This window comes from Paenibacillus sp. URB8-2, from assembly GCF_013393385.1.
Lineage (GTDB): Bacteria > Bacillota > Bacilli > Paenibacillales > Paenibacillaceae > Paenibacillus_AQ.
This window is the reverse complement of sequence record NZ_AP023239.1, coordinates 2,928,012-2,942,875: the sequence shown is the minus strand read 5'-3', so window position 1 is coordinate 2,942,875 and position 14,864 is coordinate 2,928,012. Positions and strand designations below refer to the sequence as shown.

Here is a 14,864-nt window from a genome sequence, read left to right as displayed (position 1 = left end):
TCACCTCTTCAAGTATTGCAGCAAGGACGCATGCTCAGGCGAGAATTCCTCGCCGTCGATCAGCAGGTCGCCGAGCACATCCATTGCGATTTCGTTGATTTCGTCAATCAGCAGATCGGGCAGCGCCGCTTGGGCAGCAGCAAGTCTGCGCAGCTCGGCAGGACCATCCGGCCCCGAAAGGGCCAATACAGCCTGACGCTGCAAGGGACTGAGCGCGCCGGCCATTGCTTCCCACTCGTTCTCGGGCACTATTGATGGCACCTGCGGTTCATTCGGTGCTGTCTGCGCTTCGTATATGGCCTCGCTGCCCCTGATTATCGCGCCCGCTGTTCCATTGGCCGCTCCGTCTGCTGCAGTCGGAAGTTCCTCTACCGGCTTCTGCGTATCCGGTACTACGCCTTCATATCCTGCAGAAACTGCAGATCCCGCAGTTCCGTCAGATATTACGGCAATGTTCCGCTCCTGCCCAATTCCTTCGCTGCCCTGCGCAAGCACAGACGCGCTAGATTCGTCCGCAGTCGGCAAATCCGCCGCAGGCCAATCACTGACGGGCTTCTCCACTTCCGGTTCATCCACCGTCAGCAGATGGCGGACAACTTCCGAGTCGCCGCGCAGCCGCTCCAGCTTGTCCTTGTCTATAACAATATCCGGTCCTTTCTCTTCCCTTTCCGCCTTGCGGAATTCTCGTTCAAGGAATTTGCTGACAAGCTCCTCAATGTCTTTATCTATACTAATACCTTTCAGGCGCCCCCGGTAGTCCATCATCGCTCGCAGCTTATTTTCCGTAAGCCGGAACAGCCGGGTGATCAGGCTCCTCAGCGGAGGAGATTTGCTGATACGGACGACAGGGACAAGGACGGAATAGCCGTACTTTGAAATATCATAGACGGCGCTGCGGAACAAGTAGCGTTCCCTCATCGCCGGCGGTCCGGGGGGAAACATTTCAAGCAGCGAAGCACCGTGCTTGCGCGTCACATAAGCGTTCACCAGACCAACTACCTGCGGAACGAAACGTTCCAGCACCTCATTTCCGGGACCCGCATAAAACTTTGACTTGGTAATATCGTAGTCCGACATCAGCGACAGCGCGGTCAATGTCAGCTGCTCCGGCGCGGTCGTAAGGCAGCGTTTCAGCTCCAGCTCCGCCAAATCTCCGCCCAGACCTTTAGCCCGGACGACAATTTCCCGCAGCGGAATATTCAGCTTATGGATAAAGGAGAAATCCGCAATCCACCCGCCGAGATAGTGATCGAGGCGTTTGAAGGTGTCGCGGTAAGCTTCCCATAAGCCGGATAGCTGTTCATAGCCGTTCTGCGGCGTATCCCAGCCGACACCATTGATCAGCTCATATATATGCAGAAAAATATAAGACAAATCGGTTTCGGGATAACGACCGTTCCGGACTTCATTTCGCCAATAGAAATACCATTTCGTCTGCGGACCGGTCATGTGCCCGTAGGTCGGCCAATAGCTCTTGAATTTGACGAATTCCGCCGACGTCTCGGTATAATCGGCCAACTCCCTTGCATGCTCTACGAACTGGCTTTCCGTCGTGGCCGGCCGGGGGGAGGAAGCAGTTTCTTTATCCTTTACAATCTCGTCTCTTCGGGGAACCGCCGCGCTTTGGAGTCCGCCGCGCTTATCTTCCCTGCGACCAGGGAGCTCCAAATCCCACAGCTTCAGCTGTTCGGGTCTTTCGGATATACTCCGGCTTTCCTTCAACCTCTGACTCTTGTCCGCCTCGGTGGCTCGTTTTTCCTCCTCCCGAGCCGCTTCGCGCGGAGGCACGGCCATATTTTTTTCATCGCCCTCCCAGATCAACTCTGAGAAATGCGGCTTGTCGTCATAGCTCATCGATCCATCCCGCTCCATTGCCGGCAGCCCAAGAACCGCCCATTTAGTTCCTACCATTATATCATGAATCCTATGATTTGCTTCATACCACGGGAACGTTTATTCGCATTATAATAAAAGTGGCGGAGACGGAACAACTGAATATCTTGATTTTTCCTAATATAGGGGAGTGAATAAGGTGGGAAAAACAAAAATCCACAGAAATATTGCGAAGTTGAACAGCATCGATCTGTTTTATTTTGATACACAAACCGAAGGGCCGGTTATTCTTTGTCTCCACGGAAGATGGGGCCGGGCCGAAACCTGGGTTGATTTTATAGAACGTTATGGACAACAATACAGAATTATCGCACCGGATCAAAGAGGACACGGATTGAGCGGGAAACCCGCATCGAAATATACGGCTGAGGAAATGGCAGGAGACATGATTGAACTATTGGATTTTTTAAAAATAAACTCAGTCCTTGTCGTAGGCCATTCGATGGGCGGACGGGTCGCCGGATATTTAACAGCGTTATATCCCACATATGTAAAAGCATTGGCAATCCTTGACCGATCCGCGTCAGGACCCGCCAATCCCAACATGCTGAAGGCAGATCCAATCCCAACCGTTGACCCTTTGACCAAAGATTGGTCATTACCATTTTCCAGCTTAAGTGAAGCAATGGATTTTGTTCAACATGCTACGGATTCGAAGCTGAGCTATCAATATTTCATGAATAGTCTGGTAGAAACGGTTGAGGGGTATCAGATGTTGTTCAGTTCCCAGGCTATGGCTGCCGGCATTGCGCATGATGTGGATTGGTTTCATCTGCTTCCGAGCATACAGTGTCCGGTATTGTTAATCAGAGCAAAAGGCAACGATGCCGTTTCAGACGAAGATTTTGTTGAAATGCAGTCGCTCCTCTCCAATTGTATTGCCCAAGAAGTGTCGAATCCCGATCACAATGTTCATCTAGCAAACAAAGAAGAATTTTATAGGTATTTTGATGAGTTTTTAAAAAAAATATAATGTTGGCTGTGGGGATGGACCGCGAATTGTTTATAGCAGGTCCGTCCCTTTCGTTTCTTTGCCGAGAAACAGTACGGCTGCTGCGCCTATGATCACCGTAACGAAGAACAGCAGAAAAATGGATTGAATGCCGACGGACCGCTCAACAAGCACGCCAACGAGCAGCGGAGCGATTATGCCGCCAATCCGGCCGAACGAAGCGGCCAGTCCGACTCCCGTCGAGCGGACAGCCGTAGGATACAGCTCCGGAGTGTAGGCGTACATTCCGCCCCAGGCGCCTAGATTGAAGAATGACAGGCAGATGCCTGCGGCGATCAGCATTCCCTCGGAAGAGGCGAAGCCGAACCAGGCCGCACTGACAGCGGTAAAGAAGAGGTATACGACAAGCACGAATTTGCGGCCGAACTTCTCGATGAAATAGGCGGCGGTAAAATAACCGGGAAGCTGGGCCAGCGTCATTATCAGCGTGTATTCAAAGCTCCGCACAAGGCTGAAGCCTTTCAGCACCATCACCGACGGCAGCCATAGGAAGATTCCGTAATAGGAGAAGACGACCGTAAACCACAAAATCCAGAGCATAACGGTAGACTTGCGGTTATCAGCCGACCATACCGAGGCGAAGCGTTCCACAAATGGAACAGGCGCCTTGCGGATTCCTGCAAACCGTGGAGAATCGTCGATGGCCCGTCGAAGGTAAAGGGCATACAGCACCGGTACTGCCCCGATCATGAGGGCAACACGCCAGCCGTAATCCGGAATGACAAAATATGCGATCAGTGCGGAGGCGATCCACCCCACCGCCCAGAAGCTTTCGAGCAGAACGACCGCCCGGCCTCTATCTCTAGGCTCAACGCTCTCGGACACGAGTGTGGATGCGACGGGAAGTTCGCCGCCAAGCCCGAAGCCCGCTATGAAACGCAGCACGCACAAAATGGCAAATCCCGCCGCGAGCGCCGACAAGCCGGTGGCTGCCGAGAAGATGACCAGCGTCCATAACAAAATATTTTTCCGGCCGTATTTGTCGGCCAGGATGCCCGCGGCAGCGGCTCCCGCAGCCATGCCCAGCGAATTAATGCTCGTCAACAGACCGATCTGTCCCGGTCTAAGACTCCATTCCTTGGCCAGCGCCGCAACGACAAAGGAAATCATGCCGACGTCCATGGCGTCGAACATCCAGCTTAACCCTGCGCTGAAGAGCAGCTTGCGCTGCTTCGGGCTCTTTAGCAATCCGTCTGCTTTTGCTTCCACGCTTGAATCCCCCTAATTTCCGACTTAGTAATTGTAATATAATCTTTCCCTGATTGAATTGAAACCTTTCATCTTCCGGATCGCCTCAGAAGTCCAGGAACAGAGAGGCGTTGAAATACTGTCTGGCCAGCGCCTGAAAATAACAGGCCTGAACCGAAATCGCTGCAATTAACAGCGAGTTCCGCACGGTTTCCCTCTGAGGCCGATTGAGGTGGGATAGCCGCTGTACCGCCTGTTCGGCGGCCAGGGCCCATCTTCCGCTGCTCCAAAGCTTGTCCCGCGGATTTTCCGGGTTCCATTCTTCTTCCGGACTGTCAGCTTCCCGGTTCTCTTCGAATAATAAGGCATACGCGCCATACAGTTGTACAGGCTCTAGCAGATCGTCATCATCCTGTTCCGGTTTCAGAAACAGCATGCGAAACAATTGGCGAATGCTCCGAAAGTCGAGTGAAGATTTCAGATCCTCGATCATAAACAGTATAGCCGCTTGGTTGATCGAATACTTTTTCCCTTCTCTCGGCGCGCCAAGATATTCTTTGAAATCTCGTTTCACCCAGTTCTGCATAGCGGTAATGGAAATTGTGGAATACTCTATTAGCGCTCCAAGTGCGGCAATTTCCTGGAGGGACAATCCTTTGGCCTTCCCCCCATGGATGATTTTTTGCAGAATAGCTGGAATATCCGTGGACAAAAATGCGTTTAGCGATGTACCCTCCTTCATTTCTTGGCGGTGAAGCTTGGTCCACGCCTCCTGTAAAATATGCAGCGGAGTATGATCGGACTCGCCGGTCAGTGAGAGCAGAAGTGAGGACATCTCCATGCGGGTTAATGTAAATGATTCCATAGCCGTTCAGCTCCTCCTTTGTCTTTGACCTGTTGAAAAATCCGCAAAATTTGAAATACAATTAAAAAGTTCGTAAAATGAGTTCAAATGAACTTATAATAGGAGTATAACCTATTTTATTAAGGAAAGGGATGGTACCGATTATATGGGTATAGGACTTAGTTTGACGTTGGTGGCCGTTTTGATTGTTTTTACCGCTTTTTTTGTAGCTACGGAATTTGCAGTTGTGCGACTACGGGGAAGCCGGATCAGCCAAATGGTGCTTGAAGGACGAAAAAATGCAGTAGCCGTTCAAAAGGTTTCCGCCAATCTGGACGGATATCTGTCCGCCTGCCAGCTTGGCATCACCATTACTGCTCTGGGCATTGGTGCTCTTGCGGAGCCCGCTTTTGAGCAGCTACTCTATCCGTTCTTCCACTGGGCCGGCATCAGCAGCGAATTTAGCCATGTCCTGTCATTCGTACTGGCTTTCTTTATTGCGACGTTTCTGCATGTCGTTATCGGCGAACTCGCACCGAAGACCGCAGCCATCAACAAAGCCGAAGAAATCAGTCTACTGACCGCCAAACCGATTATTTTGTTCTATCGTATCCTGTTTCCTTTAATATGGCTGCTTAACGGCTCTGCCAATCTTCTGGTTCGCCTGTTCGGGATGAAGCCGGCCAGCGAGCACGAAGAGGCGCACTCGGAGGAAGAGATTCGTCTTATTTTGTCTGAGAGTTATGAAAGCGGCAAGATCAACAAAGCCGAATACGGCTATGTTAACCGGATTTTCGCTTTTGACGAAATGCTGGCCCGTGAGATCATGGTTCCGCGTACGGATATGGTCTGCCTGTTTACCAATTATTCTCTTCAAGAGAACCTGAATATTATCCGCAAAGAACAGTATACCCGCTTTCCGGTGGCGGAAGGCAACAAGGACAACATTATCGGTATGGTCAATACAAAGCAGATGTATCTCGAATATGACAGCAATCCCAGTTTCAATTTTAAAGATCTCATCCATCCGCTCCTGACGGTTTCCGAAGTTACGCCTGTAAAGACGCTGCTGACCCGCATGCAGAAGGAACGGGTGCATATCGCTCTCCTGCTTGACGAATACGGCGGAACTTCCGGGCTTATTACGATCGAAGATATTCTGGAAGAAATCGTCGGCGAAATACGCGATGAATTCGACGCAGATGAACTCAAAAGCGTAGAGAAGCTCGGAGAAGACCATTATATGGTGGACGGCAAGGTGTCGCTGCCTGAGCTTCGCACGCTAACCGGCTTGGACCTTGAAGATGACGAAGTGACCACAATCGGCGGCTGGGTATACAGCCATCTGGAAGAGCCTGCTGTCGGCAAAGAAATCGCGCATGGGCAGGATACGCTAACTGTCCGCGAAATGAACCGCCACCGCGTCCGCAAAGTTGAAATCGAGCTTGGAACGAGGTCGGACGGGGATGCCGCAGCGGAATCATTCACGTAGAAAGCCGGTTTTAAGTCCTGTCAGTCAATGATTAAAGCAGCCCGGTCTCGGCGAGAACGGGCTGCTTTATGTATGAGAAGATCACTGCAATTTCATCAGGCATACCTGAGAAGCGAATTTCACAAAATAGGCGGAGCATCTATCTTCAAACCATCTGCTCTCATGCAGTCTCCGGATTGTCCATCTTATGTATTCTCTTCCGCCGAAGCCTCGATAATTTTGCTCATATAATATTCGTCCACCCATTTGCCGTCGACTCTGAGCGATTTGACTTTGGTTCCTTCAACGGAGAAGCCGCTTTTGGTGTACAAGGCAATTGCCCGAGCGTTATGCTTCATCACCGTAAGCTCGAGACGGACGATTCCGTTCTCTTTGGCCCAGGGTTCCAGTTCGCTCAGCAGCGCGCCGCCCACTCCCATACCCTGATAGCTTTTAAGAACCCCAATTACGATATAGGCGCTGTGACGGTTGCGGTTTGCCCCGCCTCCTCTTGCTGAAACATAGCCCGTGAGCTGTCCGCCCGCTTCCGCACCGATCAGAATGGATGTCTCCGCCGCAGAATAACTTTGTATCATCTCCCGAACCTGCTGCGCACTGGAATGCCGCTCGCCCGGCTCCAGCATCATAAAAGCTGTTTCTTCGTCCAGTGCGTGCTGCAGGCGGAGGAGTTCCTCGGCATCGCCGGGAACCAGTTCCCTTAAAGTTACACCCACTATGTTCACTTCCCAATCGTCTGTTTTTCATTTTGTATTTTCATTTTAAAGGTATTTTTTAAATAATTTACTTCCTTTTCCGTCATAGCCGAGCGCGGCATAAAAAAGATGCGCTTCATCCCTACCCTTTCCACAACGGCAAAAGGGCGGGTTCCGCTCAGCGCATCCATACATAAGTGCAAATGCACCGTGCCCGCTATTACGTTATCTTCTTCGCATACGTACAGAAAGCTGTCCGGATTTGACGATATCTGACGTATCCGGTCGGGCCGAACCTCAATATCCGGATGATCCGGCAGCAGCAGCCGGTACAGCTCCTCTATCGGGCGGGCATCCTCCGGTACGGCTTCTCTGATCATAAAACGGTCTTCTTTCACACATAGGCCTCCTAAGAGCGGCAGACCATCAACACATTTCCGTCCGGGTCTCTGAAGTTAAACCAATGGTCATGCTCGATATCGGTCAATATTTCGGCTCCGCTCTGCCTCACAAAATCATAAGCGGCGTCGATATCATGGCTATTCAGGTGAAACAACGGTGTATTCAGAACGCATTCGCTGGTGTAAATTCTGCTGTCCAGCACTATGGCCGGCCCTGTCATCGGAATCACGAACAGATGTCCGAACAGAATTTCACCGTCAGACGGCAAGCCAAGCAGATCGCAATACCAATCTTTCGATCTTTCAATATCGCTAACCGGAATAAAAACGCCACCAATCTGAGTCAGGATGGGACTGTTCACCGTCAAAAACCCTCCTTTGGAAGATGCGAAATTGGATATTCCAATAGAACCATTCGATATTACAAGTGCATTTCCTGCCGTTTGCTTAGGGAAAAGCATAAAATTGTGATATAATTTGTCACAATGCCGGAACGAACACACTGATGTCAGGAGAATGGACCCATGGCCAATTTACCCTATGGCGGGCTGCGTCTGACTCCGCCCAAAATTTTATCCCTCGGCTTTATTCTTCTTATTGCCGCAGGCACCGTGCTTCTTTCTCTTCCCGTTTCATCCGCGGGGGGCGATATCTCCTGGATCGATGCGCTGTTTATGGCCACCTCCGCCACTTGCGTGACCGGGCTGGCCGTTATCGATGTCGGGACCGGACTTACGACCTTCGGCCAGATTGTGCTGCTCGTACTGTTCCAGTTCGGCGGCCTCGGCTTTGTAACGATGGCAACGCTGATTACGCTCGTACTGAGCAGGCGGATATCTCTCAAAGAGAGACTGCTGCTTCAGGAGTCGATGAATCAGAATTCCATGCAGGGAATTGTTCGCCTTATTCGCCGGGTTCTGATTTATTCGCTGGTGATCCAGCTTTCCGGGGCGGCGGCGCTGGCACTCCGGTTCCTGAAGGACATGCCGGCAGGGAAAGCGGTATACTACGGCATATTCCACAGCATTTCCATTTTTAACAATGCCGGCTTCGATCTGTTTGGCGATGTGCACGGGCCGTTCAGCGGTCTGACACGGTATGTTGAAGATCCTGTGGTGAACATCACGGCCATGCTGCTTATTTTTCTGGGCGGGATCGGCTTTATCGTATTGTCCGACGTGGTCGATTTCCGCAAGCGAAGACGGCTTACCCTGCATTCCAAGGTGGTTCTGTCCACTTCCCTTATACTGATCGCTGCCGGAGCTGCACTATTTTTCTGGCTGGAGCTGTATCATACGCTGAAGCCGCTTCATCCCGGCGGAAAGGCGTTGGCTTCTTTTTTACAGGCCCTGACTCCGAGATCTGGCGGCATTACGACACTTGATATCTACAAGCTCCGGGAATCGACTCAGTTTCTAATTATTCTGCTGATGTTCATCGGCGCTGCCCCGGGCTCCACCGGCGGGGGGATCAAGGTGACGACATTCGCCCTGCTCATCGCCGCCGTATACTCGCGCATTCGCGGCAGAGAAGATGTGGTGCTGTTTCGCCATCGTTTGTCCAAAGAGAGCGTCTACCGGGCTATAACTATGACACTGCTCTCCCTGCTGCTTGTGATAACCGCCACGATGCTGTTGTCGATTACCGAGCAAGCCGACTTTCTTACAGTGATGTTTGAGTCTGTGTCCGCTTTCGGCACCTCGGGGCTTACGATGGGACTGACCACAGAGCTGAGCGCTGCCGGGAAAATTCTCGTCATCCTACTCATGTTCATAGGACGGACCGGACCCCTGACACTGGCTTACGCCCTTAGACCGACCAAAGGCAAGGAGCTGTACCGCCATCCCGAAGGCCACATGATGATCGGTTAGACATACGGACGGCGGAGAATCCGCCGTTCTTTCTTTTTATCCGCCTCCACGAGTATATGCGCGGACCGGCTAACTGTTACGCATCATTGTATTATTCTTTGGTGTCTACTGAATCTTCTGCATCCAGAGCCGCGTCCAGCAGCCGGTCGAACAGTTCGTCATCTTCCTCCAGCTTGGCGTCCAGTTCCAGGAATTGCTCTTCACTACCGGGCTCGCCCGCAAAGCTCAGGCTGTAATCCCATTCCTTGCCCTTTTTGCTGAAGAACGTAATTTCGTATTGGGCCGCATGGCCCTCCAGGGTAAATACGGTTCTTCCCACATAATTTCCTTCCTCATTGCGGCGCATGGCCGCTTCCGTAACGCTTACGCTCATGAAGCTTCCATCCTTTCATATCGTCAGATGTCCAATCGCTCTTGGAGCGAAGTGGAAATCCATTTCAGTATATCATTATTGCCCGCTCAAATCCCGCTCCTCCGACCTAATTGACTTTTTTCATCCGGCGGTTAATAATTTAGTACAATACTCAATAGCTTAATTTGGCAACCTAAGAAACGACTTCGCCCGGCTTCCAAGACGCACCGTTTCTAGTGGAAACTTCACAGCCAAGATTAAGTGCGAAGCTTATCGGATTTCTTATATTTGAACAATGGAGGAAATTTCTATGACCGATTTTGAAGCAAAACTTTCCAAATACGCCGACCTGGCCGTAAAAATAGGCGTTAATGTGCAGCCGGGTCAAGCGCTGGTCGTGAATACGCCCATCGTCGCGGCGGAATTCGTCCGTTTGATCGCTGCCAAGGCGTATGAAGCCGGCGCCAGCCAGGTCAAAGTCAACTGGAGCGACGAACGCATCACGCGCCTGTTGTTCGAGCATGCCGCCCCGGAGGTCTTCACCAAGGCCCCAGCCTGGTATGCCGGCGAGATTACCGAGTTTGCCGAGAACGGCGCAGCTGTGCTGTCGGTCATTGCCGAAGACCCGGATGCGCTGAAAGGAATCGACCAGGCTCGGATCGCGGACTATCATAAGACCCGCGGAGCCGCCTTGACCAAATACCGAGAATATGTCATGGCTGACAAAATCAGCTGGAGCATCGTCGCCATTCCTTCACAGGCTTGGGCCGACAAAGTATTCCCTGATGTTCCTGCCAAGGAGCGGATAGAAAGGCTGTGGGAAGCGATTTTCCATACCGTACGTCTTGACCGTGAAGATCCGGTAGCCGCCTGGCAAGAGCATCTGGATACACTGGAATCGAAAGCGGCCGTGCTTAACGCCAAGAAATATAAGAAGCTGCGTTATGCCGCTCCAGGAACGGATCTTACCATCGAGCTTCCGGAAGGCCACTTGTGGGCGCAGGGCGACAGCATCAACGCACAAGGGCATACTTTTGTAGCCAACATGCCGACCGAAGAGGTGTTCACGGCTCCGCTGAAAACGGGCGTTAACGGTACCGTCCGCAGCACGAAACCGCTCAGTCATGGCGGCAACATCATCGACGGCTTCTCAATTACCTTTGAGAATGGAAGAATTGTCGGGGTTTCGGCCGAGCAGGGACAGGAAACGCTGGAGCATTTGATCAGCCTGGATGAAGGCGCCAAGTATTTGGGCGAAGTAGCTCTTGTCCCCCATTATTCCCCGATTTCGGATTCCAATATTTTGTACTACAACACGCTGTTTGATGAAAATGCCTCGAACCATCTCGCGATCGGAACCGCGTACGCATTCTGTCTGGAAGGCGGCAAAAGCATGACGAAGGAAGAGCTTGAAGATCGCGGTCTCAACACAAGCGTTACGCATGTCGATTTCATGATCGGCTCGGCAGAGATGAATATATACGGCGTTACAAACGATGGAACGGAAGAACCGGTGTTTTTGAACGGAAACTGGGCTTTTTAATTCAAGGAGGGTCGGGATTTGGATTTCAATCAAAAACTGGAGAATTATGCGCTGCTTGCCGTAAAGGTCGGCGTCAATATACAGCCTGGGCAGACGCTGGTAGTCAATGCGGATATCGCATCGGCCGAACTGGTTCGCCTGGTCGTCCGCAAAGCTTACGAGGCGGGAGCCAAGCTGGTCAAGGTAAATTATTCGGATGAAGTCGTAACGCGGACGCGCTACGACCTGGCCCCGGAGGAATCGTTCTCGGAGCCGCCGAAACGATTCGCGGATGAGATGGAGGAGCTTGCGCGGGGCAACGCCTGCTTCCTGACAATTATCTCGACCGATCCGGATCTGCTGAAGGGCGTCGATCCGAAGCGGATCACCATGAATCAGCGAGTCTCGGCCGAAGCGATGACAGGTTACCGCCAACTGCTGATGGGCAACCACGCGAGCTGGAGCGGCGTCGCTTACCCTTCGGCCTCCTGGGCGGCCAAAGTATTCCCGGATGCTCCGGAGGAGGAGCGGATCAATCTGCTGTGGGACGCGATTTTCCGCGCTGTACGCGCGGATGTGGAAGACCCGCTTGAAGCCTGGCGGCTGCATCTTGACGGACTGAAGCGCCGCTGCGATAAGCTGAATGAGCGCAAGTACCGCAAGCTGCATTACATAGCGCCGGGCACCGACCTGACCGTCGAACTGCCGGAGGGCCACATCTGGTGCCAGGCCGGAGCGGTGAACGGCAAGGGCGTTCCTTTTCTGGCCAACATTCCTACCGAGGAAGTGTTTACGGTTCCCCACCGCGACGGGACGACCGGCAAAGTCAGCAGCAGCAAGCCGCTCAGCTACGCGGGAAGCGTCATTGACCGCTTTACCCTAACCTTTACGGACGGCAAGGTAACGGACTATACCGCTGAAGTAGGGCAGGACAAGCTGGCAGTTCTGTTCTCAATGGATGAAGGAGCTGCTTCACTCGGCGAAGTAGCGCTTGTCCCCCACCGTTCCCCAATTTCGGAAAGCGGCATTCTCTACTACACCACATTGTTTGACGAGAATGCTTCCTGTCATTTGGCACTGGGAGCTTCATATGCTTTCACCCTCGAAGGCGGCACATCGCTTACGGAGGAAGAGCTGACCGGGCGCGGAATGAACCAGAGTCTTATTCACGTCGATTTCATGATGGGCTCCCCGGAGATGGACATTGACGGCATTACAGATGACGGCACGGCTGAACCTATTTTCCGCAATGGCGGATGGGTATAAGAACAGGATTCAACCAACTAAATATTCGGAAAAAGCCCGGTTTCTCCCTCTATGGAGGAACCGGGCTTTTTGCGCGCCTGCACGATCAGAAAAATGAGGGTTCATGAACATTTCAAATTTTGTTCAATTTATAGACACAATTCTGTTGATTTTAATTCACAAAAATGTCACAATAGAGATGTGGAAGTTAACATCCAAGGAGGCGATTAAGATGATGAAAGATCCGTATTCGAATGAGGCCGAACGGAATGAAGAGGAAGACCATGATGGGGAGCCGTTGTACGACAATCGCGTCGATGCTGCCAACGCCGTCAAATACACCGCTTACGTCATGCTCTTCATGGGTTTCCTGTACTTTCTGGTTGCTTTTATTCTCCCGATGTTCGACTGACGGATTCTATTTTACCAATCCAATAGAAAGCGCTTACGGCTAATCCGTTCCTTCATTTCGAGGCGAGGAAACAGCCGTTTTTGTTTGGAGGGCATAGACGCTATGCCCATAATTTGTGGATCCATGCTATTGCGGCCTGCGACCACACCGGTTCCATCCGGGCCTTCAGCCATAGAGCGGCTTCCTCCCTTGTTCCTGCGAACGGTTCGATTCCATTCTCGCGCATCCAGTGGGCGGCCGTTTCAAAGGATGTGCTGTTCCAGCCGTTTTTTGCTCCATCTGCGTTAAGCCGTGGACGAACTCCGGAAATGACGATATCGACACTTCCCTGCAGCTCGTTCAAGGCGTTGTCAAAAGCGGTCTTCTTCTCTTTAGCTTTCATTTCAGCTTCCGCCCGAAGCTGACGCGTCTCAATTCCCTCATTTCTCTCTACGATCTCCAGGATACTGAACGCTTCCCTGCTGGCTAAGCCGTTGTTGTAGCGGTCCTTAAACGTACGGGCATTTCCCGATACGGCAGCAAAATAAGGGAACCATTCCCTTGCGACCAGCACGGCCTTTTTCTTCAGAAATTTGCCGTAAGTCGCTTGGCCTTCTCCAGGAAACCTTACCCGCCACTGCCATGGATCAAGCTCTGTATCCGTATGCCAATCCTCTTCTCTCGTGAGTGACTTAAGCGAAGGGTGCTCCGGAATAAGCGGTGCGAGCGGCAATATCCCGATATGTGCGACAAGTTCAGCGGCATCTTCAAAAGTAAAAGACGCCGCCGGTGTTGCTTCCTGTACCATGCTAACTCTCTCCTCCTAATTCGGCTTACCTTATTCTCTGACCTGGTCAACGCCCGCCGGAAAAGCGCTAAGTGTAGCTGACAGGCTGTCGCTCACGTCAAGCGGCATGCCGAAGCCTCACTCTGCTCCAAGCGACGCGAACACGTGCAAAATGCTGCGCTGTTCCCTGAGGGCATGAAATTCGCCTTTTGTGCCCAGATTGTAAGGACTCAGGACAGCGATTATGCGCAAGCAGTACCCGCAGTCCGGCCTGTCCCTGTCCGTTAATGTGATTATACAACGAAGGGGGACGTATGCACACCTGGCGGCATGCGCCGCCAGCGGCACTCTTTCCATTCCATACTCGTCAGCAATTTGCGCGTCTGCCGTTACAATTTTGCCCCGGCCTAGTCCTGCTCTAGGCGACTTGACGTATCTTCCGTTACTTTTATGAAGTAAGACCTTGCGGTTTCAAACCGGCTTCAGCTTTCGCAATGGCGCTGCGCAGCCGTTCGCCGGGCTGTTTCAGCAAATTCCCGTGCCCTACCGCAAGAAGCGATGGGTTCAGCTGTTGAATTTTAACAGCACTCTCCAAAGCGGCTTCCTTGTTCCAGGTGGCCATTGCAGGAAAGGGGAACAGTGGCACGACTGTACCCGATACCGCTGTACCGCGGAAGGTCTGAAACGCATCGCCCGCGATAACCGCACCGCTCCTCCGGTCGAGAAAGGACATTGATCCTGGCGTATGTCCCGGTGTGAAGATGGCAGTTAGTGAACCGATCTCGTCGCCATCGTGGAGCAAATGATCGGGAACGCTGGTTATGCTCTTGGGAACTCCACCACGGACAGGCGTTGCCGGCTCCCCGGAACGCAGCGAACTGTCGCCGCGCAGCAGCGCCGAGTCCCTCTCCGATATATACAGCTCTGCTTGCGGCAGCTCTTTCTTCAATGCATCGAGCGCTCCGACATGATCATCATGCGCATGGGTCAGCACGATCCGGGCCAGCGGCTTGCCGAGCGATTCGGCAGTGCGGAGAATGCCGTTCAGACTGAAAGACATCCCTGCATCAATCAGGGTCAGGTCTTTCTCTTCTTCCACAATATAACAGTTTACCGGAAACAGACGCGGCATCCAAGTGAGCTGAAGCAGCCAGTTGTCACGTGTTATTCTCAT

15 protein-coding genes are annotated in these 14,864 nt (G+C 52.2%); 6 read left to right on the top strand and 9 right to left on the bottom strand.

Going from position 1 to position 14,864, the window contains the following annotated elements; all coding sequences use genetic code 11:
* Positions 1-1,911 carry a TerB N-terminal domain-containing protein gene (locus PUR_RS13500; RefSeq protein WP_179035690.1) on the bottom strand — a complete coding sequence of 637 codons (1,911 nt, stop codon included), beginning with the start codon at positions 1,909-1,911 and terminating at the stop codon, positions 1-3.
* Between the two features lie 121 nt (positions 1,912-2,032).
* Between PUR_RS13500 and PUR_RS13495 the strand changes: the two genes are divergently transcribed.
* Positions 2,033-2,866 carry an alpha/beta fold hydrolase gene (locus PUR_RS13495; protein WP_179035689.1) on the top strand — a complete coding sequence of 278 codons (834 nt, stop codon included), beginning with the start codon at positions 2,033-2,035 and terminating at the stop codon, positions 2,864-2,866.
* Between the two features lie 30 nt (positions 2,867-2,896).
* Here PUR_RS13495 and PUR_RS13490 read toward each other — a convergent pair whose 3' ends face one another.
* Together PUR_RS13490 and PUR_RS13485 are read right to left on the bottom strand one after the other, a co-directional pair.
* Positions 2,897-4,039, bottom strand: coding sequence for an MFS transporter (locus PUR_RS13490; RefSeq protein ID WP_179037906.1), 1,143 nt, complete (start codon positions 4,037-4,039; stop codon positions 2,897-2,899).
* Between the two features lie 160 nt (positions 4,040-4,199).
* Positions 4,200-4,958 (bottom strand): DUF1836 domain-containing protein, encoded by a 759-nt coding sequence (locus PUR_RS13485; protein WP_179035688.1) that lies wholly within the window; start codon positions 4,956-4,958, stop codon positions 4,200-4,202.
* Positions 4,959-5,103: 145 nt separating this feature from the next.
* Here PUR_RS13485 and PUR_RS13480 point away from each other — a divergent pair, with 145 nt between their 5' ends.
* Positions 5,104-6,429, top strand: a complete 1,326-nt coding sequence (locus tag PUR_RS13480; protein WP_179035687.1) for a hemolysin family protein — start codon at positions 5,104-5,106, stop codon at positions 6,427-6,429.
* A gap of 185 nt (positions 6,430-6,614) precedes the next feature.
* Here PUR_RS13480 and PUR_RS13475 read toward each other — a convergent pair whose 3' ends face one another.
* From PUR_RS13475 to PUR_RS13465, 3 genes are read right to left on the bottom strand one after another with little or no spacing between them, the layout of a single operon-like run.
* The gene (locus PUR_RS13475; RefSeq protein ID WP_179035686.1) at positions 6,615-7,142 is read right to left on the bottom strand and encodes a GNAT family N-acetyltransferase; all 528 of its coding nucleotides are present in this window, start codon (positions 7,140-7,142) and stop codon (positions 6,615-6,617) included.
* 5 nt (positions 7,143-7,147) lie between these two features.
* On the bottom strand, positions 7,148-7,519 hold the full coding sequence (locus PUR_RS13470) for a GNAT family N-acetyltransferase (RefSeq protein ID WP_232101494.1): 372 nt from the start codon (positions 7,517-7,519) through the stop codon (positions 7,148-7,150).
* An 11-nt stretch (positions 7,520-7,530) separates the two neighbouring features.
* Positions 7,531-7,884: a VOC family protein gene (locus PUR_RS13465; RefSeq protein WP_179035685.1), complete on the bottom strand. Its 354-nt coding sequence runs from the start codon at positions 7,882-7,884 to the stop codon at positions 7,531-7,533.
* 162 nt (positions 7,885-8,046) lie between these two features.
* On the opposite strand from PUR_RS13465, the gene PUR_RS13460 reads away from it, so the two are divergent.
* Positions 8,047-9,393, top strand: coding sequence for a TrkH family potassium uptake protein (locus tag PUR_RS13460; RefSeq protein WP_179035684.1), 1,347 nt, complete (start codon positions 8,047-8,049; stop codon positions 9,391-9,393).
* A gap of 91 nt (positions 9,394-9,484) precedes the next feature.
* Here PUR_RS13460 and PUR_RS13455 read toward each other — a convergent pair whose 3' ends face one another.
* Positions 9,485-9,766: a hypothetical protein gene (locus PUR_RS13455; RefSeq protein ID WP_179035683.1), complete on the bottom strand. Its 282-nt coding sequence runs from the start codon at positions 9,764-9,766 to the stop codon at positions 9,485-9,487.
* Positions 9,767-10,055: 289 nt separating this feature from the next.
* On the opposite strand from PUR_RS13455, the gene PUR_RS13450 reads away from it, so the two are divergent.
* The 3 genes from PUR_RS13450 to PUR_RS13440 all read left to right on the top strand — a co-directional run bounded on the left by PUR_RS13450 (position 10,056) and on the right by PUR_RS13440 (position 12,924).
* Positions 10,056-11,288, top strand: a complete 1,233-nt coding sequence (locus PUR_RS13450; protein WP_179035682.1) for an aminopeptidase — start codon at positions 10,056-10,058, stop codon at positions 11,286-11,288.
* A gap of 18 nt (positions 11,289-11,306) precedes the next feature.
* Complete coding sequence (locus PUR_RS13445; protein WP_179035681.1) at positions 11,307-12,533, top strand: aminopeptidase; 1,227 nt, start codon at positions 11,307-11,309, stop codon at positions 12,531-12,533.
* 211 nt (positions 12,534-12,744) lie between these two features.
* On the top strand, positions 12,745-12,924 hold the full coding sequence (locus PUR_RS13440; protein ID WP_179033489.1) for a hypothetical protein: 180 nt from the start codon (positions 12,745-12,747) through the stop codon (positions 12,922-12,924).
* A gap of 100 nt (positions 12,925-13,024) precedes the next feature.
* On the opposite strand, the gene PUR_RS13435 is transcribed toward PUR_RS13440, so the two are convergent.
* Positions 13,025-13,711, bottom strand: coding sequence for an AlkZ-related protein (locus PUR_RS13435; RefSeq protein WP_179035680.1), 687 nt, complete (start codon positions 13,709-13,711; stop codon positions 13,025-13,027).
* A 427-nt stretch (positions 13,712-14,138) separates the two neighbouring features.
* Complete coding sequence (locus PUR_RS13430) at positions 14,139-14,864, bottom strand: MBL fold metallo-hydrolase (protein ID WP_179035679.1); 726 nt, start codon at positions 14,862-14,864, stop codon at positions 14,139-14,141.

Bases quoted from the DNA above. Each gene is read 5' to 3' on its own strand.
- PUR_RS13430 (WP_179035679.1), bottom strand. From the start codon at position 14,864: ATGAGAATAACACGTGACAACTGGCTGCTTCAGCTCACTTGGATGCCG.
- PUR_RS13460 (WP_179035684.1), top strand. From the start codon at position 8,047: ATGGCCAATTTACCCTATGGCGGGCTGCGTCTGACTCCGCCCAAAATT.
- PUR_RS13485 (WP_179035688.1), bottom strand. From the start codon at position 4,958: ATGGAATCATTTACATTAACCCGCATGGAGATGTCCTCACTTCTGCTC.
- PUR_RS13480 (WP_179035687.1), top strand. From the start codon at position 5,104: ATGGGTATAGGACTTAGTTTGACGTTGGTGGCCGTTTTGATTGTTTTT.
- PUR_RS13455 (WP_179035683.1), bottom strand. From the start codon at position 9,766: ATGAGCGTAAGCGTTACGGAAGCGGCCATGCGCCGCAATGAGGAAGGA.
- PUR_RS13490 (WP_179037906.1), bottom strand. From the start codon at position 4,039: ATGTTCGACGCCATGGACGTCGGCATGATTTCCTTTGTCGTTGCGGCG.
- PUR_RS13440 (WP_179033489.1), top strand. From the start codon at position 12,745: ATGATGAAAGATCCGTATTCGAATGAGGCCGAACGGAATGAAGAGGAA.
- PUR_RS13450 (WP_179035682.1), top strand. From the start codon at position 10,056: ATGACCGATTTTGAAGCAAAACTTTCCAAATACGCCGACCTGGCCGTA.
- PUR_RS13435 (WP_179035680.1), bottom strand. From the start codon at position 13,711: ATGGTACAGGAAGCAACACCGGCGGCGTCTTTTACTTTTGAAGATGCC.
- PUR_RS13500 (WP_179035690.1), bottom strand. From the start codon at position 1,911: ATGGTAGGAACTAAATGGGCGGTTCTTGGGCTGCCGGCAATGGAGCGG.